Genomic DNA, 26,491 nt, shown 5'->3' with positions numbered 1-26,491 from the left:
GAGGTTTGGCACGCATCAATTCTAAAACTTAACTATTTGAGAACTAATGGGGGCGCAGTCCAGAGGATAGGTTTAAATCCAAAAAGGGATTCGCTTCTAAGTATGGACAGCACCCATTGGATAAAATATGCACACGCAAAGTTGAGAGAGATTGGAGTTCCATGCTCTGACTTGGTGTTTAATTATTCTCATGAAAACAACAACATCCAATTAGACCGTGAGGGATATGACGAAGTTAATTTGATTAGCGTTCTTGATTTTAGTAGAGATGGCGATGTAAGCAACAAAAAAACGCATACAATAACGGAAACCGAAATAAAGCGATGCAACAATTTGGTGGAGAAGCTGGGCGAAAAGGGCGCTTATTACGCAGAAGATGGTTGGAAACAGGAAATCAAATCTCCTCTATCTAGAATAGCCTTATCTTTTAATAGGTGTATAGTTTCATTTACGCAGAAACAGCAACAAAATCCGGAATCTTACAGGGCATTTAATCTGATATCAGCCGAGTTAGATAGATTTAAGGATGGCACTCGGCTGGAGTACTGGTGCTGGGTGGGAGAGGACTTTGGCAGATATGACCTTCCTATTGCCTGGGGCATGGGACACCAGACTCTAGAAGATGGTTTATTTGACATTTTACGCACCAATGAGGTTCTATCAAGGGCAGCTGAATTCCGTTGTACCAGTAAGAGAGAAATCGAAAGGCGGTTAAGCCAGTTAAGCCCAGCAGAATATCTTGATAGGCTCTTTTGCAAACACATCGCGGGGCTATATTCGCAGAGCTTAGTAAAAGGAAATGAAGGGACAATGATAGGTGCAATACTGTCCGATTACCTGCTGCTTTGTGGGGCAAAGTTGAATTGAGTGGGATAGAGGAGTATGTAAATCCAGAGAGGTTAGAAGAGATAAGACTAGTATGTACGCTGTATTCCTTCATTCGTCTATCCGGGTTCTGCAATCTCACAAGCCCATACATTTAAAAAATCCCCCCTAATAATCTCTTAAATGGAGCCAAAGCTCAAAGAGAAAACCTGGTCCAAGGAACTCGAGAAGCCGATCTATGAGCGATGGAAAAGGGAAAATGCTTATGTGTTTAAGGAAACCAAAGGAAAAAACGTCTTCTCGATTGATACACCCCCTCCCTATGTAAACACTCCGGTCCACATCGGCCAGGTAACTACCTATGTGCTGATGGACATGTTTGCCCGCTTCAAAAGGATGGCTGGCTCGAGCGTCCTTTTTCCTCTTGGCCTTGACAGAAACGGCCTCCCGATCGAGATGGCTGCCGAGAAGCGCTTTAAGGTAAAACTAACAGACCTTTCCCGTGAGAAGGCAATCCAGTACTGTGAAAAAATCCTTGAAGAAGCCTCTCTTGCTTCTGTTGAATCCTTCCTTCGCTGCGGCATAAGTTTCAATTCCTGGAAGAAAGGAGCAGAAATCGGAGAGGTCTATGAAACAGACTCTCCGGAGTACCGCCAGCTGACCCAGGAGACTTTCATTGATCTCTGGAATAAGGGCCTAGTCTATGAGGCTGAGCGCGTCAATAACTATTGCCCAGGCTGCCAGACAACGCTTGCAGACGCAGAGGTGATATATGAGAACATTCCGGGAAACTTCTATGAGATCAAGTTCCGTTGCAAAGAGACAGGAGAAGACCTCATCATCGGGACAACGCGGCCTGAGCTGATCTGCTCGGTCGGCATGGTAGTCTTCAATCCCCAGGACAAGGGGTACAAAAAACTCGAAGGGAAGACTGCAGTTGCCCCATTCTATGACAAAGAGGTTCCTATTAAAGCTGACCCGTCAGCGCAAATGGGAAAGGGAACTGGCCTGGTCATGATGTGCTCCTTTGGCGACCTCACGGATATTAGATTTTTCAGGGACAACCAGCTCACACCCACGATTGCGATTGACAGGAGCGGGAAGATGAACGAGCATGCAGGATTCCTGAGCGGAATTCCTGTAAAAGAGGCCAGGAAAAGAATAGTGGAAAGACTCAGGGAGGAAGGCCTGCTTGTGAGAGCTGTTCCAACCCAGGAGCATAGAACTCCTATCTGCGAGCGTTCGAAAGATCCTATAGAGTTCATAGCGATGTCTGAGCTGTATCTGAAGCAGGTTTCGTATAAGAAAGAGATGCTGAAGCTTGCAGCAAAACTCAAGTTCTACAGCCCCCAAAGCAGGCAGATCCTCATTGACTGGATTAACACTGTCTCGATTGACTGGCCGATCTCCCGGAGAAGGTTCTATGCAACTGAAGTTCCTTTGTGGTATTGCAAAAAGTGCAGCATGCCGTTTGTTCCTCCCAAAGGCAGATACTACACGCCGTGGAAGCAAAAGCCTCCAGTAAAGGAATGCCCCCAATGCGGCAATAAAGAATTCGTAGGTGAAACACGGGTGTTTGATACCTGGTTTGATTCCTCGATAACGCCCCTCTACATCTTGGGATACGGACGGAACCAGAAGTTTTTTTCAGAACACCATCCCTGCTCGCTCAGGCCGCAGGGCAAGGAGATTGTACGGACATGGCTCTACTATACCCTGCTGAAAGATTACCTCTTGACAGGAACCTGTATTTTCAAGGAGGTGTGGATCAACTACCACATTGTTGATGAGAAAGGATATAAGATGAGCAAGAGCAAGGGAAATGTTATCGACCCAAAAGACGTCCTTGACAGGTATGGCGCAGAGGCATTCAGGATGTGGGCAACGATTGAAGGAAACCTTGAGCAGACAGACTTCCGCTGCAGCTTTGACCGCATTGAAGGGGCAGGAAAGACAGTAACAAAGCTTTGGAATGTGGCGCGATTTATCTCGATGTTCCCAAAGCCTGAAGGCAGGGTAAATCTGAGAGAGGTGGACAGATGGATTCTGCAGGAGATTCAGCTGCTTGCAAAAGAAACAAGAAAGAGCTATGAAGATTATGATTTCCACAACCCTTCAATAAAGATCAAACACTTTCTCTGGGAGACATTCGCATCCCATTATCTTGAGATGGTGAAGAACCGGGCCTATAACCAGGAAGGCGGCTATTCCGGAGAGGAGCAGAACGGAGCTTTGTCCGCACTTCACACCTGCCTGGGCATACTCCTGAAGCTTTGGGCCCCTGTGATCCCTATGGTCACTGCCAAAATCTATGAGGTTCTTGAGGGAAAAGACATCCATAAAGAAGCATTTCCGGAAATAGCAAAGGAGACCCAAACCGAGCTCAAGACAGAGGACATCACAAGAGTGAACAGCATGGTTTGGAAAGCGAAGAAGGATGCAGGAGTCAGCCTCAAAGCAGAGGTCGCAAGGCTTACCATTCCGAAATCTCTGGAAAGCATTAAGGAAGACCTCAAAGTGATGCACAACGTAAAGGATATAAACGAGGGCGAAATCTCAGTGGAGATATAGGAGGTTACGATGAGGAGATCAATAAGACAAATAGAAGAGACGGTTTTAGACAAGGAGGCTCGGGCAGAGGTTGCGGGAAGGGATGCAGAAAGAGTTCTACCGGTTGAAGCTACGGCAAGCATAATTCAAGAAGCAAGGGCGTTCAATCATAAGCTAGACATGGCAGGGGAAAATCAATTAAAGAGTTTCATTACAAAAAAAGGCGGCGAGGATGTATACCAGATCATGGTGCTGTCTACCACGTATGGGTGGGCGATACAGCAAGCTATAGAAGTTGTAGAGATGAACCACAGCAAGAAATCTGACGTGTACGGAACTGCAGTGAAGATTAGCGAAATGCTGCAGCGTTTAGGAATCGGGTTCGAGCGGGCAAAAGAATTTGTTGAGCAGGGATATACAAGTGAAACAGCGAAAAGGATAGGTGCTATTATGAATCAACTGGTCAGAGAGTATTGTTTAAGCGAAAATGAGGCGTACAAGACAGCGTTGAACTTTGGAGAAGTAGCTTCAGAGATAATAGGGTCAAGCAAATGGGACGGCCCCTACCAAAAACCAGGGGAGGATATACGATTTGTCACTTTTGCAGAAGGTGGGAAATGGTTTGTAACCCCGAATATAAGCAATGAGCCAAGAGGGGGGCTTATTGCAAAAATACAGGTTGCATTGAAGAAAAACTCTCTGAACTGCACAAGAATACCCGACACGAAATCGGAAATTTATTTTGTAAATGACGACTTCTGGCAACCGGAAGTTGAACTGGAAGAGTTAACCGAGAAGTTAGTCAAGTATGCAAGGAACATATCAAATCTGGAACCTATGAATAACCAAGAGCCGGATACAGATCCTCATATATATGAGCACATGGATACAACAAGATTAAGCTCAGACAGGATTTAAGAGTTCTTTCGTAGATCTGCTCCGCGAGTCGTATCTTCAATAGCATATCCTTTTTCTCGTATCTCATTTCTGATCCTGTCCGCCCTTGCGAAATCCTTCTCTTTCCTCGCCTTCTCCCTCTCGCAAGCAAGCTTCTGTATAGCAGCTGGAATCTCTTCTCTTCCGAATTCCAGAACGCCCAAGACTGAGTCAATCCTTTTCATAAAATCGAGAATCTCGGAAGCGTCCTTAGTATCAATCCCCGCTTCCATCTTCTTATTGATCTTTTTAACAAAATCGAAGATAACAGCCAACGCCTCAGAGATATTCAGATCATCGTCCATCCTTTTTGCAAAATCCTTCTCAGCTTTTTCAATAATCTTCTTTAGTTTGGAATCCCTTGTATGCGAAGCATTAAACGTCTGAAGCTTGTCAGCAAATGTCTGCAATCGCTCAACAGCATTTCCGGCAGCTTTCAGCCCTTCTTCAGTAAAATTCAATTGTTGCCTGTAATGGACAGACAAAAGAAGGTATCGGATTGCCCTTGCATCATAGCCTTTCTTCAATAAGTCCCTGAGTGTAAAGAAATTTTCAAGGGATTTTGACATCTTCCTTCCATCAACAAGGAGATGCTCGTTATGAAACCAAAATCTGGCAAGTTTCTTCCCAACAGCTCCTTCGCTTTGCGCAATCTCATTCTCATGGTGCGGAAAAACAAGGTCAATCCCGCCAGCATGGATATCAAAAGGCTGCCCCAGGTACTTGGTTGACATTGCAGAGCATTCAATATGCCATCCAGGCCGCCCCTTGCCGAGTGAGGTCTCCCAAAAAACATCCCCGTCCTCGGTTGAATGCGCCTTCCACAATGCAAAATCCTGCGCCTCCTCTTTATCATACTGATCCTGCTTTACTCGCGCCCCAGCTTTCAATGATGCAATCTTTGTATGCGACAGCCTTCCGTAGGATTTAAATGCAGAGATGGCATAATACACAGAACCGTCCTCTCCCCGGTATGCAATCTTCTTCTGCAGCAGTTTCTTAACAAGAGCCACCATCTCCCGGATATGCTCAGTAGCTTTTGGAAAGATATCTGCCTTTTCGATATTCAGGGTCTCCAAATCCTCAAAGAAAGCCTTTTCAAAGTTCTGGGTAAACTGTTTCAAAGGCATGCCTGCCTGAACAGAGCCCTTAATCGTCTTATCATCAACGTCAGTTAAGTTCATGACGTGCTTAACCTTGTATTTTGAATAGATGAGATAACGCTTAAGGAGATCGCTGCAGATATACGCCCGGAAATTTCCGATGTGCGCGAAGTCATAGATCGTCGGGCCGCAGGTGTACAATCCGACCTTTTTCTTCAATGGCTTGAATGCCTCTCGCTTCCTAGAGAGGGTATTATAAAGCATAAAGGCCATACGCAAAAAAGAGCAAGAAGCCTATATAAAGATTGTCACAAAAGCTTGTTAAGCAGCTTCAATTGGTCGGTATTGAGCTTCTCAGAGTTTTGGAGCAATGCCTTGGCCTTCGCTAAGAGGATTTTCCTGTCCTGCTGGCTCCGTCCAAGCTCCAGTTTGCGAAAGCCTGCAGCCTGATCAAGATTTCCAGCTGCCCGGCGTTCATCATTGAACCCTTGGGACAGTTTTTGTTCCTTAGTGTAATACTCCAAGGCATCGCGCATAAGGGCAAGGGATTGTTCTTGGCTCTTGGCAATGAGCTTTGCCATGCTCATGATTGCTTCATAATCACCTTTTCCCATAATCCCTCCTCTCAAAATCATCCTGGAGTTTTCTAAGATAGCGTTTGATCTCGCTCACTTGTTTTGGAGTAAGCGAAAGCTCCTGGACCGCTTTAGACATGTCAGCCTGGATTGCCTCAATCCGTTTTTCAACAGCTGCCTGCGCCTCTTCACGAAGCCTGGAAAGCTGGCTCCTGAGCCTCAGTATCTCGTCCTCATGCTCAAGAATCTGTGTAACCCTCTCAATCACGTCAATCCCGTATTTGTCAAAGATAGATTTACCGAATGAAAACAGCCCCATGGTGCCTCTGGTTTGGTTGGTTTATGGATTTGTTTATGGACTTTTCTTGCAAACGAAGATGATATGATCCTTCTGGAAGGGATCAAGCTCTCGGTAATCAACAAGGGTTATAAAGATTTCTAATTCCTTGCGGACCTGGCTAAAAATTGCTTTGGGAGATTTGGTAACATCAATGCTCCGTGCCTTGATGCACAGCACCCCAAACCCGCCGGGCTTCAGGAACATATCTGCGTTCTTTTTAAAGATTTCAACCTGGTTCTTCTGGCTGACGTCCTGGTAGAGGGCATCAACCCGGGATATGCGGTGGGCATAGCGCTCAGGGTGGCGAGCGTCAGCAAGCACAGGCGCGATATTGCTCCTGCGTTCGCAGAGGTGCACAAGATCCCTCATCACTCTCGGGCTGCTGTCAAGCGCAAACACAAACCCCGGGTCAACAATATCCGAAACATGCGAGACAGTGGTTCCTGTAGAGCTGCCTAAGTACAATACTGCCATCCCGGGCTTGATTCCGATCTGCGATATCCTCTTATGGAGGCTGGCGCACAGCTTGGATTTGTTGGGATTCCACTGCCGAAACTCAGCCTTGCCCTCTTTGACAAGGGCCTCTCCATAGACGCTTGTGCCAGGAACAATATTCCTGGTATAGAAGTCCTTGCCTTTTGCAAAAACGCCCTTAAAAGTCTCGTTCATGGAAACCTCTGATGCAGTTCATTAGTGATCCGGTCTCCTATAAAAGGGCCCTTGAAATAATCGACCTTCGATGCAATCGCAATCTTGTCTGCCAAAAACCGGGCGCGCTTGCCGTGCTCAGCCTTCGGTGCTTTCATGATCAGGGGATGCTCATGGAGCAGGCCATATTTTGGCGGAAGCATCCTCTTATTCCGCAGATGCCTGAACAACGCCTTTTCTGCCCCCAATACCTGGACTGTCTGGCTTGAAAGTTCAGAGAGGCGGCGGAGAGATCCTGCCTTCTCGAGCAGCTTTGCTCCGATGAGAAACCCGGTGATTGCAGCCACATTTGGGCAGACTCGCCCCATCAGGCCGTCAAGGTACTCCTCAAGATCAGCTTTCAGGCTGTTGAGCTGGCCAAGCTTTATGCTCATCTCCTGCAGAAAAACCGCATCTTTCTTGGAAAGATTGCCTCCCATGCTGTCAAGGGCTTTTGGAGCAGCGCCGGAAGCAACACAGTCAATAAATTTTGAGTTGTCTGTCTGCTGCCATGAGAATTCAGGGTTATAATAGCCATACCATTCCCTGAACTGGGTGCTCAGCATATTCATCGCCCGATGGAGTTCATCAAGCATATGGACTGCCTGGACGATCAGGACGTCTTCAGTAACAGCAGTCCGGATGTCTGCCTTCGTCAGCTCAATGTTCGCCTTCCTGAACAAGGAGAAAAATCTGGGGTCCTTGAGCGCCTTAAGCGCCTTTGGAACGAGATGTGCTGGAATCTCCTGAATGCCTGATCCAGCAGAACCCTCAAGGATGCTCAAGTGTTCATCAAAGACGACGTTTCCAACAACAGAGCGAAAGAGATAGGCCATAAAGAGAGAAGAGGCATGAATTTTATAAAACTATAGGATTCACGGGCTCTGTAGAAAGCCCGGCATCATTTTTGCGAGCTTCTTCAGCTTCATCAGCACTGCTGACAGGGGGTAGACCCCTTCGGGGGTGTCAGCAATCGCCTATCTCCCCACAGGCGAGCCCGATGCCGATTGGCTTTCTACAGAGCCTGATTCACAGGATTCATGGAATGGGTTCACCGCCTCCACAGCAGTACGCTGGCAAGCAGCGTAAGAACCCCAATCAGCAACAGATCAGCAGCATCACGGGCTTTCTCAGTTGAAGAAAGATAGACGATCTCCTGCCGTGCAGCAACAGAAGGCTTTGCCTGTTGAGGAGGAATATCTGCAAGGACAGCAGCAGCAGGCACAGTAGTAGCGCTGGACTTAATCTCCGGCTTGAATGTAATGATGCGCGTCAGCGAGTTTTCTGTAGAGAAGTCATCCTTGAGGTAGACTGCCCGAAGCCTGTACTCTCCGGGATCTTGGACTTCAAAAGGAGTTGCAAGCTCGATAGACTTCTCGTCGCCTGCATCGATAAGAACCTCTTTCTGGTTTGCCTGGCGCTCTCCAGAATAGCTCTTCGATCCTCTGTAGAAATAGCTCCAAATGACCAAAGCGTGGTCTTCATCATCATTATTCCTTACTGTAAGGGGTATGGGAAATGTTCCGGGCTCTGTAAGGGTTTCTGGAAACGAATCAAAAGATATCTCCAGTTCAGGAAGCTGCTGCTTTGTTTGGACAGTAACCTCCTGGCAGAGATCATCGGTAATGCCCCGAACCTCAAGAGGAAAAGAATGCTCCAGCCCAAATCCTTCTGCATAGACAGAATAAGAGCCATCATTGGTGTCATCATCGCAATTCGCATCAATCTGGATTGGCAATGTTAAATCCTGGCTTGTGTACTCTGGAAGGGAGAATGTAGAGATCTTGCTTATCCGAAAGCCCCCTCTGCCAACCCAGGCCTTCACAGTTGATTGGCTCGAATTTCCCCGATTAGACTGGATCCTGGCCCTAATCACCTGGCCGAATCTTGCCCTCTGGTCAGAGCCAAGATCGAGCACAGAAGCTATACGGAGCGAACTGGCGCTAACACGCGGCTCCTCTCTGACTACAAGCAGCTCAGAATCAAAGTTGTTTTCAGGCAACGCATCATTGCAGCTGATTGACGTGATATTGGCAAAGACTCTATAGTCATCCGAAGCAAGATTAGGGGAGAGAGTAGAGGTCTTGCGATTGACAATGCTGAAGTTAAGGGCATCATACGAAAGCATCCTCTGGCCGAATAAATCCTCAATCCATCGCTCCAAGGTAAGATTTGAGGGATCACCATAGCTCCTGGATACAATAATGGAAAATTCGACATCTGAGCCATTCAGGAACGCCGGAGCTGCAAGGCTGACATCAACAGAATAATCGCAGTCGCCAAGAGAGACATTCGAATTTGACTTCCCGGGAGTCGGCGCAGAGATCCCCCAGGAATCGAGTTTGCTCCAGGAGAAGTTCCCCTCAGTCCTGCTATAGGAGGCTGAGTCAATAACAGTAAGATTGGGAAACGCGAACTGGACCTGCTCAAATCCAAGATTGTTGAGTGTGAAGTCTGAATCAAGATCCCGATAAACGACCAAGTACGAATACGGCGCAAGGGAAGAGTTCCCATCTGTATTCATATCCGTGACATAGAGGAGATGGGAAGGATCTGAATCATAAAGCACAAACCCCTCCAGTTCAAGAAGGAAGGGGGTTGGGTTGTACAGCTCGACCCATTCACCTCCTGGCTTGGCGGCGTTATCATCCCCATCAGGATCCGGCATGATTTCAGTAATGGTAACTGCATTGAAATAAGAGGTAAAGTTGATAAAAGCAAGCACAGAGTTTGCTGCTCCCGGAGTCCCATTAAAAACAACTGACTCAACCCAGCCATCATAATATTCCAGGCTCTTGCCATTGCCTGCTGCTCCAAAGCCGGAGTCATAGAAAGTGCCAGCAATAACTGCCTGAGATGGATCCTCCAGAGAGAGGTTCTCGCCTGAATTGCTGAGAGAGCTCCAGCTTGTATCCAAAATGCTTCCTAAAAACCCATGGCTCTGGTTAAAGGAAGCCGCATCATCAGCGAGGATGGCAAACTCCCCCGGCTCAAGGACAAAAGAGCCTTGGAAGGCGTTGATCTGGTGATGCACTCCTCCCTCAAAAAAGGTCCAATCAGAGAGGTTAATGGAAGAATTCTCATCATTGTAAAGCTCAATCCACTCGTTTCCTGAGTCTGAGCCCGCAGGATCATACATGATCTCATTAAAACGCAAAGAAGACGCAGTTGGAAGTATCACAAGGCAAAGCTGCCCCAAAAAAAGCCACAAAAGGACTTTCATGAGGACGGGGGTCTAAAAAACTATTTAAAGATGACTGAGACATACCGCTAATCCTGTTAAATCCTGTTAAATCCTATACTCCCCCCAATGCTTGATGGCAAGATCCTCCATACCCTTCGATGCAATCGCTGAGGAGAAAAGCTTCACCAGCTGCAGGTTGCTGAGCAAAGGAACAGAGAAGTCAACAGCAAATCTCCGGGAGAATATCTTATCCTGGCTGTCTCTCTGCTTTCGGGGGTCTGGTATCGAAATCACCAGATCGATCTTCCCCTGCTTGACTGCACTTAGGATATTTGGCTCCTCAGGCTCGTGAATTTTGTACAGCTTCTGCATCGGGATGCCATGCTTTTGAAAGAAAAGTGAGGTGTGCTCAGTGCCATACAGGCCGAACCCCAAGTAATGGAAGGTGAGCACAGAATCCAGAAGCTCATAGCGCATCTCATCTCCTCCAACAGTAACGAAGATCGATTTCCGGGGCAGCCTGAATCCTGTTGAGATCATCGCCTTCAGGAAAGCCTCCTCAACATCCTCCCCAAAGCACGCAACCTCTCCAGTGGACGCCATCTCCACGCCAGTGATGGGATCTGCTCCCTTGAGCCTGAAAAATGAGAATTGGGGAGCCTTTACGCCAACATACGACGGAAGTTCAGCAATATGCTCTGCCACGTGCTGACCGAGAATCACCCGAGTGGCTATATCAGCGAAGTTCTTTTTGAAGACTTTAGATACAAAAGGAAAGCTCCTGCTTGCCCGGAGGTTGCACTCGATGACCTTCAGATGGTTTCCCTTTGCCAGAAACTGGATATTGAACGGTCCGGATATGTCAAGTGCTTTTGCTATTGATCGGGATGCCTGCTTGATCCGCCTCAGGCTTTCGGAGTACGTTTTCTGCGTCGGAAGAACCATAGTAGCGTCGCCTGAATGCACGCCCGCATTCTCAACATGCTCAGTAATCGCGTACACCACGATTTCGCCATGCTGGCTGACAGCATCAAATTCGATTTCCTTGGCATTGGCAATGAACTTTGAGATGACAACAGGATGCTCAGGAGTTACAGAGGACGCCCTCTGGAGATATTCTGCAAGAGAAGAGTCATCAAAGGAAAGGCTCATGGCTGCTCCTGACAGGACATAGCTGGGCCGCACCAGGACAGGATACCCAACATTCTTGGCAAATGCCTGCGCTTCCTCCACTGAAGTAAGCTCTTTCCACGCAGGCTGGTCAATGCCGAGCGAATCCAGCAGCTTGGAAAACTTATGCCTGTCCTCAGCCATATCAATCATCTCAGGAGATGTCCCGAGGACAGATACATGCGCCTTCATGCATTTCAATGCAAGGCTGTTAGGCACCTGCCCGCCCATTGACACAATAAGGCCGTGAGGCTGCTCAAGCTCATAGATATCGAGGACGCGCTCAAAGCTGAGCTCATCAAAATAGAGCTTGTCGCAGGTGTCATAGTCAGTGGAGACTGTCTCGGGATTATAATTGATCATGATTGTCTCATACCCGAGCTTTTTTGCTGTGGAAACTGCATTCACGCAGCACCAGTCGAACTCCACAGAACTTCCGATGGAATAGGTGCCTGATCCAAGAACCACAACTGCGTGAGAGGGTGCAGCATCGGGGGATGCAAAAGTGATGTCATGCTCAGATCCATTGTAGGTAAGGTAGAGATAGTTGGTTCTGGCTGGGTATTCTGCCCCTAAGGTGTCAATCTGCTTGACAAAGGGAATCACCCCAAGCCCTTTCCTCAGCTTCCTGACTTCAAGCTCCTGCATCCCCTTAAGATTCCCAATCTGGCTGTCAGAAAATCCAAGTTGTTTTGCCCGTCTGAGCAGTGGAGCAGTGAGCGCTTCTGCTACGATCCTCTTCTCATACTCAACGATGCCCTGTATCTTATGAAGGAACCAGGGGTCGATCCTGCTCAACGAATGGACCTTGGAAACAGAAAATCCCTGCCTGAACGCCTCTGCAACTGCATAAAGCCTCATGTCTGTCGGATTGGTAATCTCGCTCTCCAGGTCAGAGAACACCAGGCCGTTTTGGCTCAGTCCCTTCATCCCGATATGCAGCATCCGGACTGCTTTCTGCAGCGCCTCCTCAAAGGATCTGGCTATAGCCATCACCTCTCCAACAGACTTCATTTCGCTGCCAATCTGCCTTCTGACTTCCCGGAACTTATGGAAGTCCCAGCGGGGGATTTTCACCACAATATAATCGAGAGAGGGTTCAAAACAGGCCTTTGTGACCTGTGTGATCGAATTAGGGATTTCTGGAAGGCTATACCCAAGGCCGAGCTTCGCAGCCACAAAAGCCAGAGGGTATCCTGTCGCTTTTGACGCAAGCGCGCTTGAGCGCGACAGCCGTGCATTGACCTCAATCACACGGTAGTCCAGTGATTCAGGTGAAAGGGCAAACTGGATATTGCACTCTCCCACAATCTTCAGCTCCCGGATTACTTTGATGGAAATTTCCCTCAGGAAATGATACTCGGTATTTGTCAGGGTTTGCGAAGGCGCAACAACAATGCTCTCTCCGGTGTGGATTCCCATGGGATCCATATTCTCCATATTGCAGACAGTGATGCAATTGTCAAATGCATCTCTGACAACCTCATATTCAATCTCCTTCCACCCATGCACAGACTCTTCGATGAGGATTTGGGAGACCTGGGCAAGCGCCTTCTGCGCCATCTCAGCAAGCTCCTCCGGATTCTTGGCTTTCCCTGAGCCAAGGCCTCCGAGAGAAAAACCAGACCGCATCATCACAGGATATCCTATCTTTTCGGCTGCCGCCAGGCTGTCTTCAACTGTCGTGGCTGGAAAAGACATTGGGGTCTTCACATCAATGCTGCCGAGCAGCTTTGCAAACTTCTCACGATCCTCGGTCTGCTCAATCGCCTCAACAGGAGTTCCAAGGACGCAAAGCCCGTGCTTCTCCAGCACACCCGATGCTGCCAGGCTAAGCCCGCAGCTGAGCGCAGTCTGGCCTCCGAAGGACAGGAGGATAGAATCCGGCTTTTCCTTTTCAATGATCTTCTCCACAAAATAAGGTGTTACAGGAAGGAAATACACAATATCAGCAAGACCTTCAGAGGTTTGATAGGTCGCAATGTTAGGGTTGATTAAAACAACGAAAATCCCATCCTCCTTCAATGCCTTGATGCACTGTGATCCCGAGTAATCAAATTCTCCAGCCTCTCCGATCTTCAGGCTGCCGCTTCCAAGCAGAAGGACTTTTTTTGGCTTCATATTCTTCCGGCCTTTGCCTTCTTAACCCCCTCAATAAACTTGTCGAAAAGCCAGGCAGTGTCCACTGGCCCAGGCATCGCTTCCGGATGAAATTGCACAGAGAAAAACGGCTTGCTTCTATGCCTGATGCCTTCATTCGTGCCGTCATTGGCATTGACAAACCACTCTTCCCATTCCGGAGGGAGAGTTTTTGCGTCAACAGCATACCCGTGGTTCTGTGAAGTGATATAGCATCTCTTCGTCCCAACCTCCAGGCAAGGCTGGTTCTGGCTGCGATGCCCATACTTGAGTTTGTACGTAGAAGCTCCTGCAGCCAGAGCAAGAAGCTGGTTGCCGAGGCATATTCCGAATGTAGGGATGTTTCTTTCCATTGCAGTCCTGATGCGTTCAATGGTTGTTACGCACATCCTGGGATCTCCTGGCCCATTCGAAATAAACAAGCCGTCAAATCTCTCATTAGAAAAATCATGGTCATAAGGAACGCGGGCAACCTCAACCCCTCTGCTGACAAAACTCCTGATGATGTTGTTTTTGCAGCCGCAATCAAGCAGGATTATGTGTATATCTCCTGATCCATACCTCTTGACGTCTTTGCATGATACCTCAGATACAAGGTTCTTTTTATTTGGATCCTCTAAAGCCAAAGGATGATCTAGATCATCATTAAACACAATCTTTCCAAGTAGAGTTCCATGCTCCCTGAGTTTCTTAGTCAACGCTCGTGTGTCAATCCCGCTTATCCCTGGAATCTTCTCTTTCTTTAACCAATCCCCTAAAGAATGGAACGCCTCCCAATGGTGATGCTTGTGAGGATAATCTCCCACAACAATCGCTTTTGTGTGAATCATGTCAGATTCAAAATGCCGAAGCATATTGTCCTGAAGGTCTCCGTTAGGAACGCCATAATTCCCGATCAGGGGATAGGTGAATACAAGAATCTGGCCTTCATAGGAAGGATCAGTCATGGACTCAGGATATCCCACCATGCCTGTGGTAAAGACGACTTCGCCAGAAACGTTTTTCTCAAATCCAAAAGACTCTCCGGTGTAGACACTCCCATCCTCAAGAACCAAAGACGCGTTCATTAAAAAAGAGAAGGAGCGCCCAGAGTTTTATAAGGTTTGTGGTATCGGAAGAATGGATTGATTATCGTATGCTTCATGGATAGCGGCATAACCGGTAAAGCATTTTGTGCAGGCGCAAAGAGTGTCCAAGGAATCCCCGTTGGATCGCATATGGGATGGAAGGGACTCAGGAAGGAACAAATCAAGAGGCTCCAAACAAGCAAAAGAGGTTATTTTCAGATGTTCAGCAATCTTTTCTTTCATTTCCTGATAAGGAAGATTCCGATATTTATAACCAAGGAGGTTCTCCGGATCAGGGGCATCAATCCCGTAAGTACAGGAGTCAATCCACACAGGAGATGCGATTCGCAGATGAATCTCAGAAGCTCCGACGCGCCATAGCATGGACGCAATCTTCTTTATAGTAGTGCCGCGAACAAGGGAGTCATCAACAACAATGACGCGGCGGTTGTTTATAATAGAAGGGTTAGGATTATATTTTAAACGGGCAGCAAATTCACGCATGCATTGGCTGGGCTCAATAAATCCCCTCCCCACATAATGGCTTCGTATAATGCCACGCTCATAAGGGATTCCGGACTCTTCAGCATAGCCGATGGCCCCGTCTGTTCCGGAATCTGGAACAGAAACAACAACATCCGCATCTGCTGGGTCTTTCCTTGCAAGAATATGGCCGCACTCATTTCGGTATTTGGTTGGGGAGGTTAGGAAAACAAAAGAATCCGGGCGGGAGAAATAAACAAGCTCAAAGATGCATGGGAAAAAAGGGGCAAAGGGAGGAAAAAGCTGATGGCTATGAACCCCTTCTGCATCGATGACAACCAGTTCGCCGGGATTAACCTCTCTCGAATATTCAGCTTGGATAATATCAAAAGCAACGGTCTCAGATGCTACGACAGTGGGGTAGCCTTTATCCGGAAATTTGCCAAGGACCAGGGGCCTGTTCCCTGAAGGGTCCCGGAAAGCCCACAGTTTTCCATCCAGCATGCCGGCCAAAGAAGCTGATCCCTTCAATCCGGCAAACCCATCCCGGATACGGCCCTCCAAGGAACGTTGAGATGAAAGGGAGATCTTATGGAGGATAACCTCTGAGTCTGAATCCCCGATATATTCAAATTGGGCCTGGGGAAGTTGTTCTTTGGCCAGATGCGCGTTATACAAAGTTCCATTATGGCACAAAGCAGCCCAGCCATCCCGAATATGCTGTAATATCGGTTGGGCATTGGCTAAGCAAGAGCCTCCATCCGTAGAATAGCGGACATGGCCAACTGCATAATCTCCTAAAAGGTTGGCTAAGTCTGCTTCCTGGATAGCCTGAAATGCAAGACCCATACCGAGCTTTTGGTTAGGCTGGCGGCGCCCGGCATCAGAAGCATAAGCAGAAACGATTCCGGCGCTTTCTTGCCCCCGGTGCTGGACTGCATGAAGCCCCCAACGGGTTAATTCCGCAGCATCAGGATGCCCGTAAATCCCAAACACGCCGCATCCGTGCTGGAGCTCAGTCATGGAAGACTAAACGCCACGTTCCTTAAAAACCTATCGCTTGTCACTCCTCCAGGATACTCCACAAAGATTTAATAAGATTGATTCTTTGGAAATCAGGGGTTGGTGCAATGGGTTTATTAGACGTATTTAGGAAGAGAAAGGCAGGAGACATACCTCCACCGCCTCCGTTCTTAGAGCCAAGGATGCCCTCATTTGAACAGAGGATGCCGCCGATTTCCGTTCCTGAATTCAGGACAGAGTTCAGGCCAATGGGGGGCATCAGAGACAGGGAGCAGCCAAGAGAGCCTGTACCTGCTCCGATTCAGGGACCTTCCCCTCATCCAGAAAAGCCGCCAAGCCTTCCACAAATCCAGGTAATGAACCGGCCGATGGCGCCTCCAAGATTCGACCAGTTGCAAAGGCCAATAGTGAAGCACCCATTAAAGCCAGATTTTCCGGAAATGTCTCCCGTGAAACCTGAGATTGAACAAAAAGAGATTGAGGCAAAGAAGAGGGAGTTTGAGAGAAAAATGCCTCAAAGGCCATTATTTGTCAGGAGCGATGAATACAGGACTTTGTTAGGAAATATTCAGAGTATTGAGGAGAAGGTGGAAGAGGTTGAGGCTCTCTCCAAAAGGCTGAATGAGATCAAGCTCGTCAGGGATAAGGAAACGCAGAAATGGCGTTCCATGCTCGAGGATATCAACAAGAGGCTGCACAAAATCGACAAGGTGATGGAACAATGACGGGTATGCCGGTGTTTATCAAGATTGAGAGATATAAAGAAGTCCTTGAGATCATGGAGGTCCTGAGGGCAAAGATCAGCCAGGCCAAGAAAACTCTGGCAAAGATCAACGAGCTTAAAGATAAGGAGGATCAGGAGCTGGCAGCCTGGAGCAATGCAGTTAATGATGTTGAAAGGAGGGTTGAAGGCATAGACAGCGGCCTCTTTGAGCCTGAGCAGATGTAACGATGGAAGATACGATGTTTGTGAGTATTGAGGATCCCATTGCGATACGAAGGACGCTGCTCCAGGGCTCTAAGGAGATTATCACAGCTTTGCAGCGCTACGAAGCTTTCCAGTATACGCAGGAGATGAAGATAAGAGAGGTGTTCATCCTCAAAAACTTGATGGTAGAGATTAGCAAGCTTGGCAAGAGCCTCGAAGATGCGCTGCCAGTTCATCACATAAGAAAGAATGTGGATACAAAGAGGGCAGAGCTAAAGAAGAAGATCGATGACCAGCCAAGAGCCAGGCGGCCTCAAATGCCAAGGCCAAAGCCGGTTTCTGAGTTAGACCGCCTGGAAGAAGAGTTGAATGCGATTGAGAGCAAGCTTGGGATTTTGACATAAGACCGCATTTCTGGATAAGAAGAGTTCCAAAAAACGGCTCAGTAGAAAGTCCGGCATCCTTTCTGCGAGCTTATTTACTTTTATAGCACCGCTGACAGAGGGTTGGCCCAATCAAAACGCCCTCTGGCGTTTTGATGTGCCAAAAGAGCATGGCTCTTTTTAGCACCTTCGGGGGTGTCAGCAAACAGTGAAGGAAGCACAAGCGAGCCGGTGGCTAGCGAGCAAGCTCGCCTTGCTCGCTTGCAAGCCACTGCCGACTGACTTTCTACTGAGCCCAAAAAGCAACATATTTAAAACACGGGGCGTTCTACTCCGCACAATGCGGGGATGCCGGAGTGGCCAAACGGGACAGAGTTTGGCGACAGGCGCTAAAACGTCCATACTCAAGTCATGAGTGTTGAGGTCCTCACCCAGGTCTGATGAACTACTCAGGCGGGCCATCTGTTGGCTTAGTGCCTACGCAGGTTCGAATCCTGCTCCCCGCAGTGAATGAAATGAACGAGGAGAGCAGGCCAGCAACGAACGAAGTGAGTTGCGCTGCCTGCTCCCCGCACTCTTAATATTAAAAATTGTCTACATGGACTTGATGCGCAAAAAAACTGATACAAGGGAATTCTTGTTTAGGGATGCTCCTCCCTACCCAATAGAGGTTGCGGATTCTAAGGGAAGTTACCTCATTGACAAAAACGGAAAGAGATACCTGGATTTCACAATGGGGTGGTGTGTTGGCAACGCAGGCTGGAGAAAAAGCCAGATCAGGAATGCCATTCAGAGATTTAAAGGGCCTGAGTACGTTCCGCCTTCCTATATCTATGAGCGATGGGAAGACCTCGCAAAAAAGCTCAGCAGGCTTATCGGCAGGCAGACGGCCTGCTTTAGAGCAACAGGAGGAACAGAAGCAGTTGAGATTGCATTAAAGATGTCGCGTGCATACAATAAAAGGAGGAAGTTTTTGGCCTTTAAAGGTGCATACCATGGCCAATCCATTGCCTGCCTCTCGCTTGTCAAAATCCCGGCCCATGAGCTGCATTTTGGAAAGTTCTCAGAAGACTATCTCCAAATCGACGCAAAAGATTGGGAAAAAACAACAGAAGAGGCTGTAAAACTCATCAAGAAGAGAGAAATCTCTGCATTCATCTCAGAACCAATCATCTGTAATCTGGGAGTCATAGTGCCTCCAAAAGAGTTCTTTAACAGAATCATGGAAGCATGCAGCGAAACAGACACCCTGTTCATCTGCGATGAGGTTGCAACAGGATTCGGCCGTACAGGAAAATGGTTCGGCTTCGAGCATTTCGGTCTGGAGCCAGACATCATCACAATCGCAAAAGGAATGAGCTCAGGCTATGGCGCGATTGGTGCAACAATAGCCAGACCAGAAGTCGCTGAGCCCATGCGTTTTGATTTTAGCAATTATTCAACCTTTGGCTGGCACCCATTTTCTGTAGAAGCTTGCCTTGCAAACATCGAGTATATTCAGCAGAAGGGCCTTGTCGCGAAGGCTGCTGAAAGCGGAGCATATCTCATGAAAAGGCTGTCAGAGTTCAGGCCTGAAGGAAAGGGGCTGTGCATTGGCTTCGATGAGCCGGATCCCGGAATTCAGCAGCGATGCTTGGAGGATAGATTGATCATTTCTGCATTCGATGGAAGAGTAGTTTTGTTCCCAAGCCTTGATATCTCAAGACAAGAGATTGACAAAGCAGTGGAGATAATCAGGAAATCTAGGGCTGGTATCTGTTAACATGGTCCAAAAGATAATTCTTGCAAGCCCCAGAGGATACTGCGCTGGTGTAGAAAGGGCAATCGAAGTGGTAAAGAGATCCCTGTAGAACTGCTGAACACAGGTGAAGAAGGCACAAAGTTTATTCTGCCAAAAGAGCTTGAACAATAGGTTTTTATACTTCTCAAAAAGCAGGAAACCTATGGCAGTTGAGATTATAACAGTCGGCGGTTACGATGTTGTCGGAAGAAACTGCACAGCGATAAAGATTGACGATGACGTGATTGTGTTTGATATCGGGATTCATCTTGAGAGTTACATCCAGCTGACAGAGGATGAGGACATCAAGAAGTTTGAAGTTGAGGATCTTATCAAGGTAAAGGCAATTCCTGACCTTTCGGTGATAGAGCATTGGAAGGACAAAATAAGGGCAATCATACCGTCTCATGCTCATCTCGACCATGTCGGCGCCATCCCTTTTCTTGCAGGACGCTATAAGGCCCCAATCATCTGCACACCCTTCACAGCAGCAGTGCTTCGCGCAATCATCAGGGATGAAAAAATACCGTTCAAGAACCGGATAAAGACCGTGAACACGGGGTCATCCATAAAGATAACAAAAGACATCACCGCAGAGTTTATCACAGTAACCCATTCCACGCCGCAGACAGCGATGGTTGCGCTCCATACAAAGCACGGCATCATCGTGTATGCAAACGATTTCAAGTTCGATATGAGCCCGACTCTTGGAAAAACCCCTGATCTGAAGCGGCTAAGGCAGCTTGGCCAGAAGGGAGTGTATGCGTTGGTTGTGGAGTCAACCTATGCTGATGATGACCGCAAGATGCCCTCAGAGTCTGTGGCAAAGGAAATGTTGAGGGACGCCATCCTGGATGACGAGAAAGAGGTGCAGGCAATCCTCGTGACAACATTCTCGTCGCATATTGCACGGCTCAAATCCATCATCGAGCTTGGGAAAAAGCTTGGCCGGAAGGTTATCTTTTTAGGCAGATCGCTGGCAAAATACGTCAATGCTGCTGAAGAGGTCGGGATTGTCCACTTCTCAAAGGAGATAGAGATTGTCAAGTATGGTAATAATATCCGCAAGAGGCTCAATGAGCTGCAGCCTAGGAAGAAGAAATACCTGATCGTAGTCACAGGCCATCAGGGCGAGCCAAAAGCAACATTGGCAAAGATTGCAAGGGATGTCTTCAAGTTTCGGCTTGACCACCGGGATAAGGTGATTTTCTCTTGTAATGTCATCCCCACGCCAACAAACGAGAAGAACCGGGAACATCTGGAAAGGGATCTGAAGCACCGGCGCATCAGAATCTTTAAAGGCATCCATGTGTCAGGCCATGCGGCAAGGCAGGATCTTCAGGATCTTCTTGAGATGCTTAAGCCAGAGCACATCATCCCTTCTCATGGGGAAGAAAAGATGAGGAAGTCCCTTGCAGGCCTCTGTAAAGAGATGGGCTGGAAAAAGAATATCCACCTCCTTGCTGAAGGCCAGCATGCGGTGCTGAAGTAACCCAAGTAAAAAGATTTAAATAGTGCCCTAGCTTTGCTGCAAACAGGGGGTACAATGAAAGCAATCTTAGCAGAGCCGCGATACTTTAAGGAGAGCATTTCTGTCATATCAGACCTTGTGAACGAAGCAAAATTCACTGCAACCAAAGAGGGCCTTAACCTAATTGCAATGGATCCTGCAAACGTGGCTATGGTCGTCTTCAAGATGGTGTCAAGCGCGTTTACAGAGTACAATGTCCCGAAAAATGTTGAATTCGCAATAAACCTCAGCAATCTCAAGCAGATTCTCCGGAGGGTTTCCCCAAACGACATGATAGGCCTTGAGCTTGCAGACAACAAGCTCAGGATAGACCTGAAAGGAAGCACATCAAGGACGTTCCATCTTCCGCTGATTGAGGTTGAGGAGAGGAAGCAGAAGATTCCAGAGCTTCAATTCCCCATCAGTGTCATGACAACTTCCCAAATACTGAATAATGCCATTGAAGACGCCAATGTTGTTGCAGACTCTCTTACGCTGATAGGAGACCAGAAAAAGCTCAACATCACTGCCGAGGGAGACCTCAACAAGGTATCAATCGAGATCCCTGCTGACGAGATAACACGCATCAAGGCTGACAATGAAGACAAGGTCAAGGCAAAATACTCCGTAGAGTACCTCAAAAAGATGATGGGAGGGGCAAAGATTGCAGATGAGGTGGAAATCCTCTTCAACAAGGACTATCCGCTCAAGGTATCCTACACAGTCACCGACAGGCTGAATCTTACGTTTATTCTTGCTCCAAGAGTGGAGAACGACTGATTACTGGCCACCTAGGCCCTTAAGAGTATCCAGGCGCATAGTGGTTAAATGGTAAATAATCCGGTTCGAGAATTCCAGAGATATCAACGCCTTAACCATAAGAAGATTTGTGTTTGAAAGCTGGGCATCAATAAGCTCGGATATTTCTTTGCTGAGCATATATGCCTGTTTTGCCTTTTTTCTGTCGGGGGTATAGAAGAACTCATAGCTTAACTGATACATTTCAATAAGCTTGTTCAATATGCCAAGAACGGCCTTATGAGGGGGTAATTGCGCCAACACCTTGCCAAGTGCTTTGAGCTCATCACCCAGGTCTTCTAGGGTTTCAATAAGATAATAAAGGATGGAGCGACCAAATGTCATAAGTTTCTGGCTGGTGTTTAACTGGCGAAGGCAGAAATACATGAATTTATTCACATCATAGTCCTGATAGAAAATCCCGTCCAGAGACTTTTTGTCCCCCGCTTTCCAGGCATCATGGCAGGTCTGGAGCATGTCTTTGAGGATGAGGAGGGCCCGCCGCAAGAGTGTGTCAAAATCCAAATCAAGCTGGGCTGAAAGGATTTGAACCTCTACTTGGTTCTTCATGCTGTTAATGATTTCATACCCCATGAGTTCAGGAACCTTGTTCTTAACTGCCTGAAGGAGATCAGGATCCTCTGATTTCAGGATAATACGATCATAACCCTTCTGGTATGCGCGTGCCATAAAGCGGTCTGCAAGCCGCGGCAGAAGCCCAGTAAGATCCACAGTGATTTCATTTAATTCTGTCCTTCCTTCTTTCGAAATCGTCAGAGAGGTATCTCTCTCCAGCACATCAACCTCGTCTCCTGCTTTAAGGTTATTTTTTCGCACCCACGAAGAAGGGATAGTGATGGTGAGCGCACTCAAGCCCTGTTTCACGAGTTTCCTCTTCATAATCATACAGGAAAGAAGAGAAATATATAAATATATCGTTTTAGTATATGATAAATATTACTACATATTCTTAATATATTCAATATACAAAAAGAATATATATGTTCCGGATAATACTAAAAGAATCAAAACCAAGGTGAAGGTGATAAGCCATGAAAAAAACAAGACAGAGGGGAGAGAAAGATAGGATAGAAGTGCACAGAAAAGTTATCCATAGAAAAGAGCAGGGAGCGCTGCTGAGCAAGAAGTATAAAGTATCTTTATAGGAAATGGCACTCCTTGCCCTCTTTTTTCTTCTTTGTTCTCTTTAATCTTACTGATAAGTAGTAAAAAGATTTATAAGGAATGCTGATATCCTGGACTGCATGGCCAGCCTAAATCTCTCAAAAGCATTGCCAATTCTTGTTGTTGAGAAAGGAGACGACCTTACACAATGCATCAACAACATCCTGGCTCAGAAACAGAGATCAAGATGGAATGCGTTTGATACTAAGAGGGTGGATTCTGTTGAAGAGGCAAAGAAAATCGTAGGAGAACCTGATCTACAGCAACCACTTCATTGGGCAGCTGTAGTGTATGACAACAAGCAGCTCAATGGGAATATGTCCCATATTGCAAGAATAAGAAGGGCCGATCCGTTTATGCCACAGATTATGGTAAGTAAAGGTGGAGAAGCCATCACTGAACAATTACGGATTCAGGCAGTGAACACAGGCGTGAAATACAGTATGGAGGGTATTTCTGAAAATGCCCAAGCATTTGAGGATCTGGCCGGAAAATTATTCCGTGTCCCGTCTCCGATTCAGCGTGGGAAAATCATAAAAATCGGAGGAAGCGCATTGGATTACGACAGGCAGAGAGAGTATGACCCCTCACTGGCAATGTACTGCCACATCATTTCCAAATTAGCTCAAAATCAAATTCCAAATCCACTTAGCAAAAAGCAAAAAATGCAGGAGCATAGGATCATCTGCACCGTAGGAGCAGGGCAACTCGGAGAGGTGATAAAAGATTACCAGAAGAAATACGGGTTGTGGAGGAACAAATCACCGGAACTCAGTTTCCTTAGCGGCAATCTTGTAGGAGATGAATTAGACGAAATGTTTACCAAACATAAAACGGCTCTGAGAAAGATACTTTCTGGGATAGAAACAGGCGGGATAGAAGACCTCAGATTATGGGAGATATCTGCAGAAACGTATGCAGAATCTGTAGAAAGATATGTAGAGGAAGATTTATCCAGAAGATATCAGGAGGGCGAGGCCCTATGGACAGGGCGTGTCACACCAATTACAGAATTAGAGGATAAGGTAAAGAGGGAAAGACAGACTGTGAGGAAAGCCCTGCACTTAGCCAAGCTGAAGCAAGAGAATCCGTGGCTGGCTGAATTTATCAATAGAAGATACGTAAACTCCTCCTATCCAGAACTTATTGCGGAAGTATTGATGACAAATCTTAAAATGATTCACGGAATATTTACGCCTGAGAGGTCTTCGCTTATCGGTCCAGGGGCATTTTATTTTATCTCGAACAGCAACAAAAAGACCCCCCTCATTGCAATGGCTCCTCACTATATTCTTGTAAGAGACGAGATCCCTCTCCAAGACTCTGACACCCACACCATTGCGCTTGCTGAGTTTTATGGAATTGAAAAAGTCATTTTAATAAAGAGGACTGATGGAATTTACAAGTACGATCCCTACAGAGGGTTTGAACTGAGCAGCAAAACAGTATATCGCGCTGCTATGGATAAGTGGAAAGAAGCGCAAAAGGAAAATGAGCTGTTTCCCGTAGTGGGCCTCGAAGAGATGATAAGTGGAAAACTCTTTTCGAGGGAAGGGACAGGACCAGATGGACATGCCGATGGAACAGTGGGGCATCTCATAGAAGACTCAGCTCTTGAATATATGGCTGGATGCAGGCATGTGAAAGAAGTCTTGATTGTGCCTATTGCTCCCGAAGAGCTGTATATTCCAGGCTCTAACAGAAGAGAGGCAATGCATATTGTCACACAAGAAACAAAGAAGAGGGAAACTGACCCAGTGAAGAGTGTTATTAGCAGCTACACGGAAAGGAAGAACCTTCTCGAGCAGGCTCTGGCTGGGAAAGCGAGAAGCGTTATAGTCAGGGAAAAGGTGGAATAAGGTAAGGGATAGGAGCAGTCAATAGTTGCTTGAATAGAGGATTCTACCCAACGAGCCCAAAAACCGCAACATTTATTAATCAAAAACAGTCATGTTTCTGGTAACATGGCTGCAGATTCAAAAGTAATCGAGTATATTGCGCAGTGCCAGAAGAGGGGCTTCACAAGCCATTCAATCAGGAATGCCCTCTATGGCCAGGGCCATACAAAGAATGACGTAGATGGCGCTTTCGCCTCCTACCTCAAGGTGATGCACGCCTCAGAACAGGGCACGCTCTTCGAGGAAAGCACACTCAGCAGCAAAAAGGCAGTGGTCATCATTGGAGCAATCATTGCCCTGATATTTCTTTCTGCGTTCCTGACAAACAGCTACTTGCTCAGCAGATATCCGCGCACAACAGGGTTTGCTGTTGCTGCATTGAGCGAAGATCAGGTCGCTGAGATACAGGCAATCCATAACAGCCTTGATCAGAAGGAAATCCAGCTCATCCTGGAAGTCGAGCTGCTCAAGCTCAGCATCAAGGCTAATGAGACGATAGATCCCCATATACGTGCCATCAGCAGGCTCCAGGCAGATATCCAGAAGCTCAGGCAGAAGAAGATGCCCTAGCAGCCGAGTGAGTGCCTTGCCTAGGGGAAATGCCCGAAGTACATTCACGGTGTTCTGTTGTTACTCTGCCAAAGCAAAAGATTTAAATGTATGGAAGACTGTGCAAAGCTAAAATGGCCAAAGAGGCGATGGTAAAGTGTGTAAAGTGCGGAAAAAAAGTTACGTTGAGTTCTGCCGATATACGGGGAAGAGAACTGGTGTGCAGCTCATGCAGGGGGATCCGAAGTCCTGAGCCAGAGGAAGCACGCCAGGAGAAAAGCCAACCAAGAATCAAGATGAAGTGCAATGCCTGCAGCTATATGTTTGCAAAGACCATCGGCTCAAAATCTATCAACAAATGCCCCTATTGCGGCTCAGCAAACGTTTCTGAGGAGGAATCTGCTGCAGAAAAGCTCCTTTCTGAGGATGAAGAGTTTGAGGATAATCGGTTCTTCCAGCACTGAGTTCATACGGCTGCCGGGATTCGAACCCGGATAACCAGCTTGGGAAGCTGGTATCATGCCATTAGATCACAGCCGTGCAAACAGGAAAGAAGAATTGCGTTTTTTAAATACTTAACGTGTATACGTGCCCATCAGCTGAGCCTGGGCCAGGATATGCCCCTTCATTGCCTGCTCAAGTTCCCTTTTTCCTGCATGTTCGCTCAGCTGGAGCATGCAGTCAAGTGCATAGAGTTTGAAGTAATACCTATGCTTCCCTGAAGGCGGGCAAGGCCCTCCATAGCCTATCCTTCCGAAGTCAGTCATGCCTTGGACACCTTTGTTTATCCCATGGCCAAGTTCCTTCGCATCAGGAGGTATATTCCAAACGACCCAATGGACAAAGGTTCCAACAGGAGCGTCAGGATCATCCATGATCAGGCTGAGGCTCTTGGCTTGTCCTGGAACATCTGAGATGGAGAGTGACGGTGCTATATCCCTGCCTGAGCAGGTGAAGGGAGAGGGGATGGCTTCGCCATCAGAGAATGCAGTGCTGCTGAGGTTCATGCCTGAGCAGCGCCTTCCTCTTCCTCAGGATTGTAGGAAGGGACAGCAGCCTTGCTGATAATCATAATATCCCCAATGCTCCTGACAAGCTGGTGGGGGACAATAACCCCTTTCGCAGATCCAAGGGCCTTGGCAAGGTAGGAGCCTTTTGTGGCTTTTACGCGCCATCCGGATACCTTTGTCTGGGTAAGCATTGTCTCCTCAATATCTCCGAAATATTCTCCGGTATCTGTAAATACCTTCATATCATATGTTTCTGATATTCTCTTCAGCTTTAGCATAGGACCACCTTTCTTACTTTGGAATAAAAACTTCATCCTTTTTATAATTTTCTGTGGTAAAGTGGACAACCTTATATAGCATTGGGAATC

General features: G+C 47.2%; 24 protein-coding genes and 2 tRNA genes. 13 read left to right on the top strand and 13 right to left on the bottom strand.

Features of this window, described 5'->3' with window-relative positions:
* Positions 1-102: 102 nt before the first annotated feature.
* The 3 genes from VJB08_02860 (at position 103) to VJB08_02850 (ending at position 4,293) form a co-directional block, all read left to right on the top strand.
* Entirely contained in the window at positions 103-867 is a 765-nt protein-coding gene (locus VJB08_02860; GenBank protein HLD42905.1) for a hypothetical protein, read from the top strand.
* Positions 868-1,008: 141 nt separating this feature from the next.
* Complete coding sequence (locus VJB08_02855; GenBank protein HLD42904.1) at positions 1,009-3,396, top strand: valine--tRNA ligase; 2,388 nt, start codon at positions 1,009-1,011, stop codon at positions 3,394-3,396.
* Positions 3,397-3,405: 9 nt separating this feature from the next.
* The gene (locus VJB08_02850) at positions 3,406-4,293 is read left to right on the top strand and encodes a hypothetical protein (protein HLD42903.1); all 888 of its coding nucleotides are present in this window, start codon (positions 3,406-3,408) and stop codon (positions 4,291-4,293) included.
* Here VJB08_02850 and cysS read toward each other — a convergent pair.
* The 9 genes from cysS to purF form a co-directional block, all read right to left on the bottom strand.
* Positions 4,290-5,687 carry a cysteine--tRNA ligase gene (cysS, locus tag VJB08_02845; protein HLD42902.1) on the bottom strand — a complete coding sequence of 466 codons (1,398 nt, stop codon included), beginning with the start codon at positions 5,685-5,687 and terminating at the stop codon, positions 4,290-4,292. The two genes, VJB08_02850 and cysS, sit on opposite strands and share 4 nt — an antisense overlap.
* 35 nt (positions 5,688-5,722) lie before the next feature.
* Positions 5,723-6,028, bottom strand: coding sequence for a hypothetical protein (locus VJB08_02840; GenBank protein HLD42901.1), 306 nt, complete (start codon positions 6,026-6,028; stop codon positions 5,723-5,725).
* Positions 6,015-6,308 (bottom strand): hypothetical protein, encoded by a 294-nt coding sequence (locus VJB08_02835; GenBank protein HLD42900.1) that lies wholly within the window; start codon positions 6,306-6,308, stop codon positions 6,015-6,017. The genes VJB08_02840 and VJB08_02835 overlap by 14 nt, the downstream gene beginning before the upstream one ends.
* Positions 6,309-6,341: 33 nt before the next feature.
* Positions 6,342-6,998, bottom strand: coding sequence for a fibrillarin-like rRNA/tRNA 2'-O-methyltransferase (locus VJB08_02830; protein HLD42899.1), 657 nt, complete (start codon positions 6,996-6,998; stop codon positions 6,342-6,344).
* Complete coding sequence (locus tag VJB08_02825) at positions 6,995-7,852, bottom strand: hypothetical protein (protein HLD42898.1); 858 nt, start codon at positions 7,850-7,852, stop codon at positions 6,995-6,997. Before VJB08_02825 ends, VJB08_02830 begins: the two co-directional genes overlap by 4 nt.
* Before the next feature lie 215 nt (positions 7,853-8,067).
* Positions 8,068-10,239 (bottom strand): lamin tail domain-containing protein, encoded by a 2,172-nt coding sequence (locus tag VJB08_02820; protein HLD42897.1) that lies wholly within the window; start codon positions 10,237-10,239, stop codon positions 8,068-8,070.
* Positions 10,240-10,305: 66 nt separating this feature from the next.
* Complete coding sequence (gene carB, locus VJB08_02815; protein HLD42896.1) at positions 10,306-13,491, bottom strand: carbamoyl-phosphate synthase (glutamine-hydrolyzing) large subunit; 3,186 nt, start codon at positions 13,489-13,491, stop codon at positions 10,306-10,308.
* Positions 13,488-14,576 carry a glutamine-hydrolyzing carbamoyl-phosphate synthase small subunit gene (carA, locus tag VJB08_02810; protein ID HLD42895.1) on the bottom strand — a complete coding sequence of 363 codons (1,089 nt, stop codon included), beginning with the start codon at positions 14,574-14,576 and terminating at the stop codon, positions 13,488-13,490. The genes carB and carA overlap by 4 nt, the downstream gene beginning before the upstream one ends.
* A 27-nt stretch (positions 14,577-14,603) precedes the next feature.
* A complete protein-coding gene (gene purF, locus VJB08_02805) occupies positions 14,604-16,082 on the bottom strand; it encodes an amidophosphoribosyltransferase (GenBank protein HLD42894.1) in 1,479 nt (492 codons plus the stop codon).
* A 107-nt stretch (positions 16,083-16,189) separates the two neighbouring features.
* On the opposite strand from purF, the gene VJB08_02800 reads away from it, so the two are divergent.
* The 7 genes from VJB08_02800 to pcn all read left to right on the top strand — a co-directional run bounded on the left by VJB08_02800 (position 16,190) and on the right by pcn (position 21,463).
* A complete protein-coding gene (locus tag VJB08_02800; protein HLD42893.1) occupies positions 16,190-16,807 on the top strand; it encodes a hypothetical protein in 618 nt (205 codons plus the stop codon).
* Positions 16,804-17,031: a hypothetical protein gene (locus tag VJB08_02795; protein HLD42892.1), complete on the top strand. Its 228-nt coding sequence runs from the start codon at positions 16,804-16,806 to the stop codon at positions 17,029-17,031. The genes VJB08_02800 and VJB08_02795 overlap by 4 nt, the downstream gene beginning before the upstream one ends.
* 2 nt (positions 17,032-17,033) lie before the next feature.
* A complete protein-coding gene (locus VJB08_02790) occupies positions 17,034-17,414 on the top strand; it encodes a hypothetical protein (GenBank protein HLD42891.1) in 381 nt (126 codons plus the stop codon).
* 321 nt (positions 17,415-17,735) lie between these two features.
* Positions 17,736-17,899: transfer RNA gene (locus VJB08_02785), tRNA-Leu, on the top strand.
* 101 nt (positions 17,900-18,000) lie between these two features.
* Entirely contained in the window at positions 18,001-19,155 is a 1,155-nt protein-coding gene (locus VJB08_02780) for an aspartate aminotransferase family protein (protein HLD42890.1), read from the top strand.
* A gap of 181 nt (positions 19,156-19,336) precedes the next feature.
* Positions 19,337-20,665 carry an RNase J family beta-CASP ribonuclease gene (locus VJB08_02775; protein ID HLD42889.1) on the top strand — a complete coding sequence of 443 codons (1,329 nt, stop codon included), beginning with the start codon at positions 19,337-19,339 and terminating at the stop codon, positions 20,663-20,665.
* Between the two features lie 54 nt (positions 20,666-20,719).
* Entirely contained in the window at positions 20,720-21,463 is a 744-nt protein-coding gene (gene pcn, locus VJB08_02770) for a proliferating cell nuclear antigen (pcna) (protein ID HLD42888.1), read from the top strand.
* On the opposite strand, the gene VJB08_02765 is transcribed toward pcn, so the two are convergent.
* Positions 21,464-22,381 carry an AbrB/MazE/SpoVT family DNA-binding domain-containing protein gene (locus VJB08_02765; protein ID HLD42887.1) on the bottom strand — a complete coding sequence of 306 codons (918 nt, stop codon included), beginning with the start codon at positions 22,379-22,381 and terminating at the stop codon, positions 21,464-21,466.
* A gap of 365 nt (positions 22,382-22,746) precedes the next feature.
* On the opposite strand from VJB08_02765, the gene VJB08_02760 reads away from it, so the two are divergent.
* The 3 genes from VJB08_02760 to VJB08_02750 all read left to right on the top strand — a co-directional run bounded on the left by VJB08_02760 (position 22,747) and on the right by VJB08_02750 (position 25,577).
* Positions 22,747-24,525 (top strand): hypothetical protein, encoded by a 1,779-nt coding sequence (locus VJB08_02760; protein HLD42886.1) that lies wholly within the window; start codon positions 22,747-22,749, stop codon positions 24,523-24,525.
* 105 nt (positions 24,526-24,630) lie between these two features.
* Entirely contained in the window at positions 24,631-25,134 is a 504-nt protein-coding gene (locus VJB08_02755) for a hypothetical protein (protein HLD42885.1), read from the top strand.
* Between the two features lie 113 nt (positions 25,135-25,247).
* Complete coding sequence (locus tag VJB08_02750) at positions 25,248-25,577, top strand: hypothetical protein (protein HLD42884.1); 330 nt, start codon at positions 25,248-25,250, stop codon at positions 25,575-25,577.
* A gap of 5 nt (positions 25,578-25,582) precedes the next feature.
* Here VJB08_02750 and VJB08_02745 read toward each other — a convergent pair.
* From VJB08_02745 to VJB08_02735, 3 genes are all read right to left on the bottom strand, one after another.
* Positions 25,583-25,653 (bottom strand) — tRNA-Gly (locus VJB08_02745).
* A gap of 35 nt (positions 25,654-25,688) precedes the next feature.
* Positions 25,689-26,120 (bottom strand): YbhB/YbcL family Raf kinase inhibitor-like protein, encoded by a 432-nt coding sequence (locus tag VJB08_02740; GenBank protein ID HLD42883.1) that lies wholly within the window; start codon positions 26,118-26,120, stop codon positions 25,689-25,691.
* On the bottom strand, positions 26,117-26,401 hold the full coding sequence (locus tag VJB08_02735; GenBank protein ID HLD42882.1) for a PRC-barrel domain-containing protein: 285 nt from the start codon (positions 26,399-26,401) through the stop codon (positions 26,117-26,119). The genes VJB08_02740 and VJB08_02735 overlap by 4 nt, the downstream gene beginning before the upstream one ends.
* Between the last annotated feature and the right edge of the window lie 90 nt (positions 26,402-26,491).

The organism is Candidatus Nanoarchaeia archaeon, from assembly GCA_035290625.1.
Classification (GTDB): Archaea; Nanobdellota; Nanobdellia; order Woesearchaeales; family DATDTY01; genus DATDTY01.
Note: the sequence above shows the minus strand (reverse complement) of the source record. Positions and strands in the feature narration are given on the sequence as shown.

Bases quoted from the DNA above. Each gene is read 5' to 3' on its own strand.
- VJB08_02740 (HLD42883.1), bottom strand. From the start codon at position 26,120: ATGAACCTCAGCAGCACTGCATTCTCTGATGGCGAAGCCATCCCCTCT.
- VJB08_02820 (HLD42897.1), bottom strand. From the start codon at position 10,239: ATGAAAGTCCTTTTGTGGCTTTTTTTGGGGCAGCTTTGCCTTGTGATA.
- VJB08_02755 (HLD42885.1), top strand. From the start codon at position 24,631: ATGGCTGCAGATTCAAAAGTAATCGAGTATATTGCGCAGTGCCAGAAG.
- VJB08_02860 (HLD42905.1), top strand. From the start codon at position 103: ATGGACAGCACCCATTGGATAAAATATGCACACGCAAAGTTGAGAGAG.
- carA (HLD42895.1), bottom strand. From the start codon at position 14,576: ATGAACGCGTCTTTGGTTCTTGAGGATGGGAGTGTCTACACCGGAGAG.
- VJB08_02775 (HLD42889.1), top strand. From the start codon at position 19,337: ATGGCAGTTGAGATTATAACAGTCGGCGGTTACGATGTTGTCGGAAGA.
- VJB08_02750 (HLD42884.1), top strand. From the start codon at position 25,248: ATGGCCAAAGAGGCGATGGTAAAGTGTGTAAAGTGCGGAAAAAAAGTT.
- carB (HLD42896.1), bottom strand. From the start codon at position 13,491: ATGAAGCCAAAAAAAGTCCTTCTGCTTGGAAGCGGCAGCCTGAAGATC.
- VJB08_02795 (HLD42892.1), top strand. From the start codon at position 16,804: ATGACGGGTATGCCGGTGTTTATCAAGATTGAGAGATATAAAGAAGTC.
- VJB08_02780 (HLD42890.1), top strand. From the start codon at position 18,001: ATGCGCAAAAAAACTGATACAAGGGAATTCTTGTTTAGGGATGCTCCT.
- VJB08_02765 (HLD42887.1), bottom strand. From the start codon at position 22,381: ATGAAGAGGAAACTCGTGAAACAGGGCTTGAGTGCGCTCACCATCACT.
- VJB08_02825 (HLD42898.1), bottom strand. From the start codon at position 7,852: ATGGCCTATCTCTTTCGCTCTGTTGTTGGAAACGTCGTCTTTGATGAA.
- pcn (HLD42888.1), top strand. From the start codon at position 20,720: ATGAAAGCAATCTTAGCAGAGCCGCGATACTTTAAGGAGAGCATTTCT.
- VJB08_02790 (HLD42891.1), top strand. From the start codon at position 17,034: ATGGAAGATACGATGTTTGTGAGTATTGAGGATCCCATTGCGATACGA.
- VJB08_02855 (HLD42904.1), top strand. From the start codon at position 1,009: ATGGAGCCAAAGCTCAAAGAGAAAACCTGGTCCAAGGAACTCGAGAAG.
- VJB08_02835 (HLD42900.1), bottom strand. From the start codon at position 6,308: ATGGGGCTGTTTTCATTCGGTAAATCTATCTTTGACAAATACGGGATT.
- cysS (HLD42902.1), bottom strand. From the start codon at position 5,687: ATGGCCTTTATGCTTTATAATACCCTCTCTAGGAAGCGAGAGGCATTC.
- VJB08_02800 (HLD42893.1), top strand. From the start codon at position 16,190: ATGGGTTTATTAGACGTATTTAGGAAGAGAAAGGCAGGAGACATACCT.
- VJB08_02850 (HLD42903.1), top strand. From the start codon at position 3,406: ATGAGGAGATCAATAAGACAAATAGAAGAGACGGTTTTAGACAAGGAG.
- VJB08_02735 (HLD42882.1), bottom strand. From the start codon at position 26,401: ATGCTAAAGCTGAAGAGAATATCAGAAACATATGATATGAAGGTATTT.
- VJB08_02840 (HLD42901.1), bottom strand. From the start codon at position 6,028: ATGGGAAAAGGTGATTATGAAGCAATCATGAGCATGGCAAAGCTCATT.
- purF (HLD42894.1), bottom strand. From the start codon at position 16,082: ATGACTGAGCTCCAGCACGGATGCGGCGTGTTTGGGATTTACGGGCAT.
- VJB08_02760 (HLD42886.1), top strand. From the start codon at position 22,747: ATGGCCAGCCTAAATCTCTCAAAAGCATTGCCAATTCTTGTTGTTGAG.
- VJB08_02830 (HLD42899.1), bottom strand. From the start codon at position 6,998: ATGAACGAGACTTTTAAGGGCGTTTTTGCAAAAGGCAAGGACTTCTAT.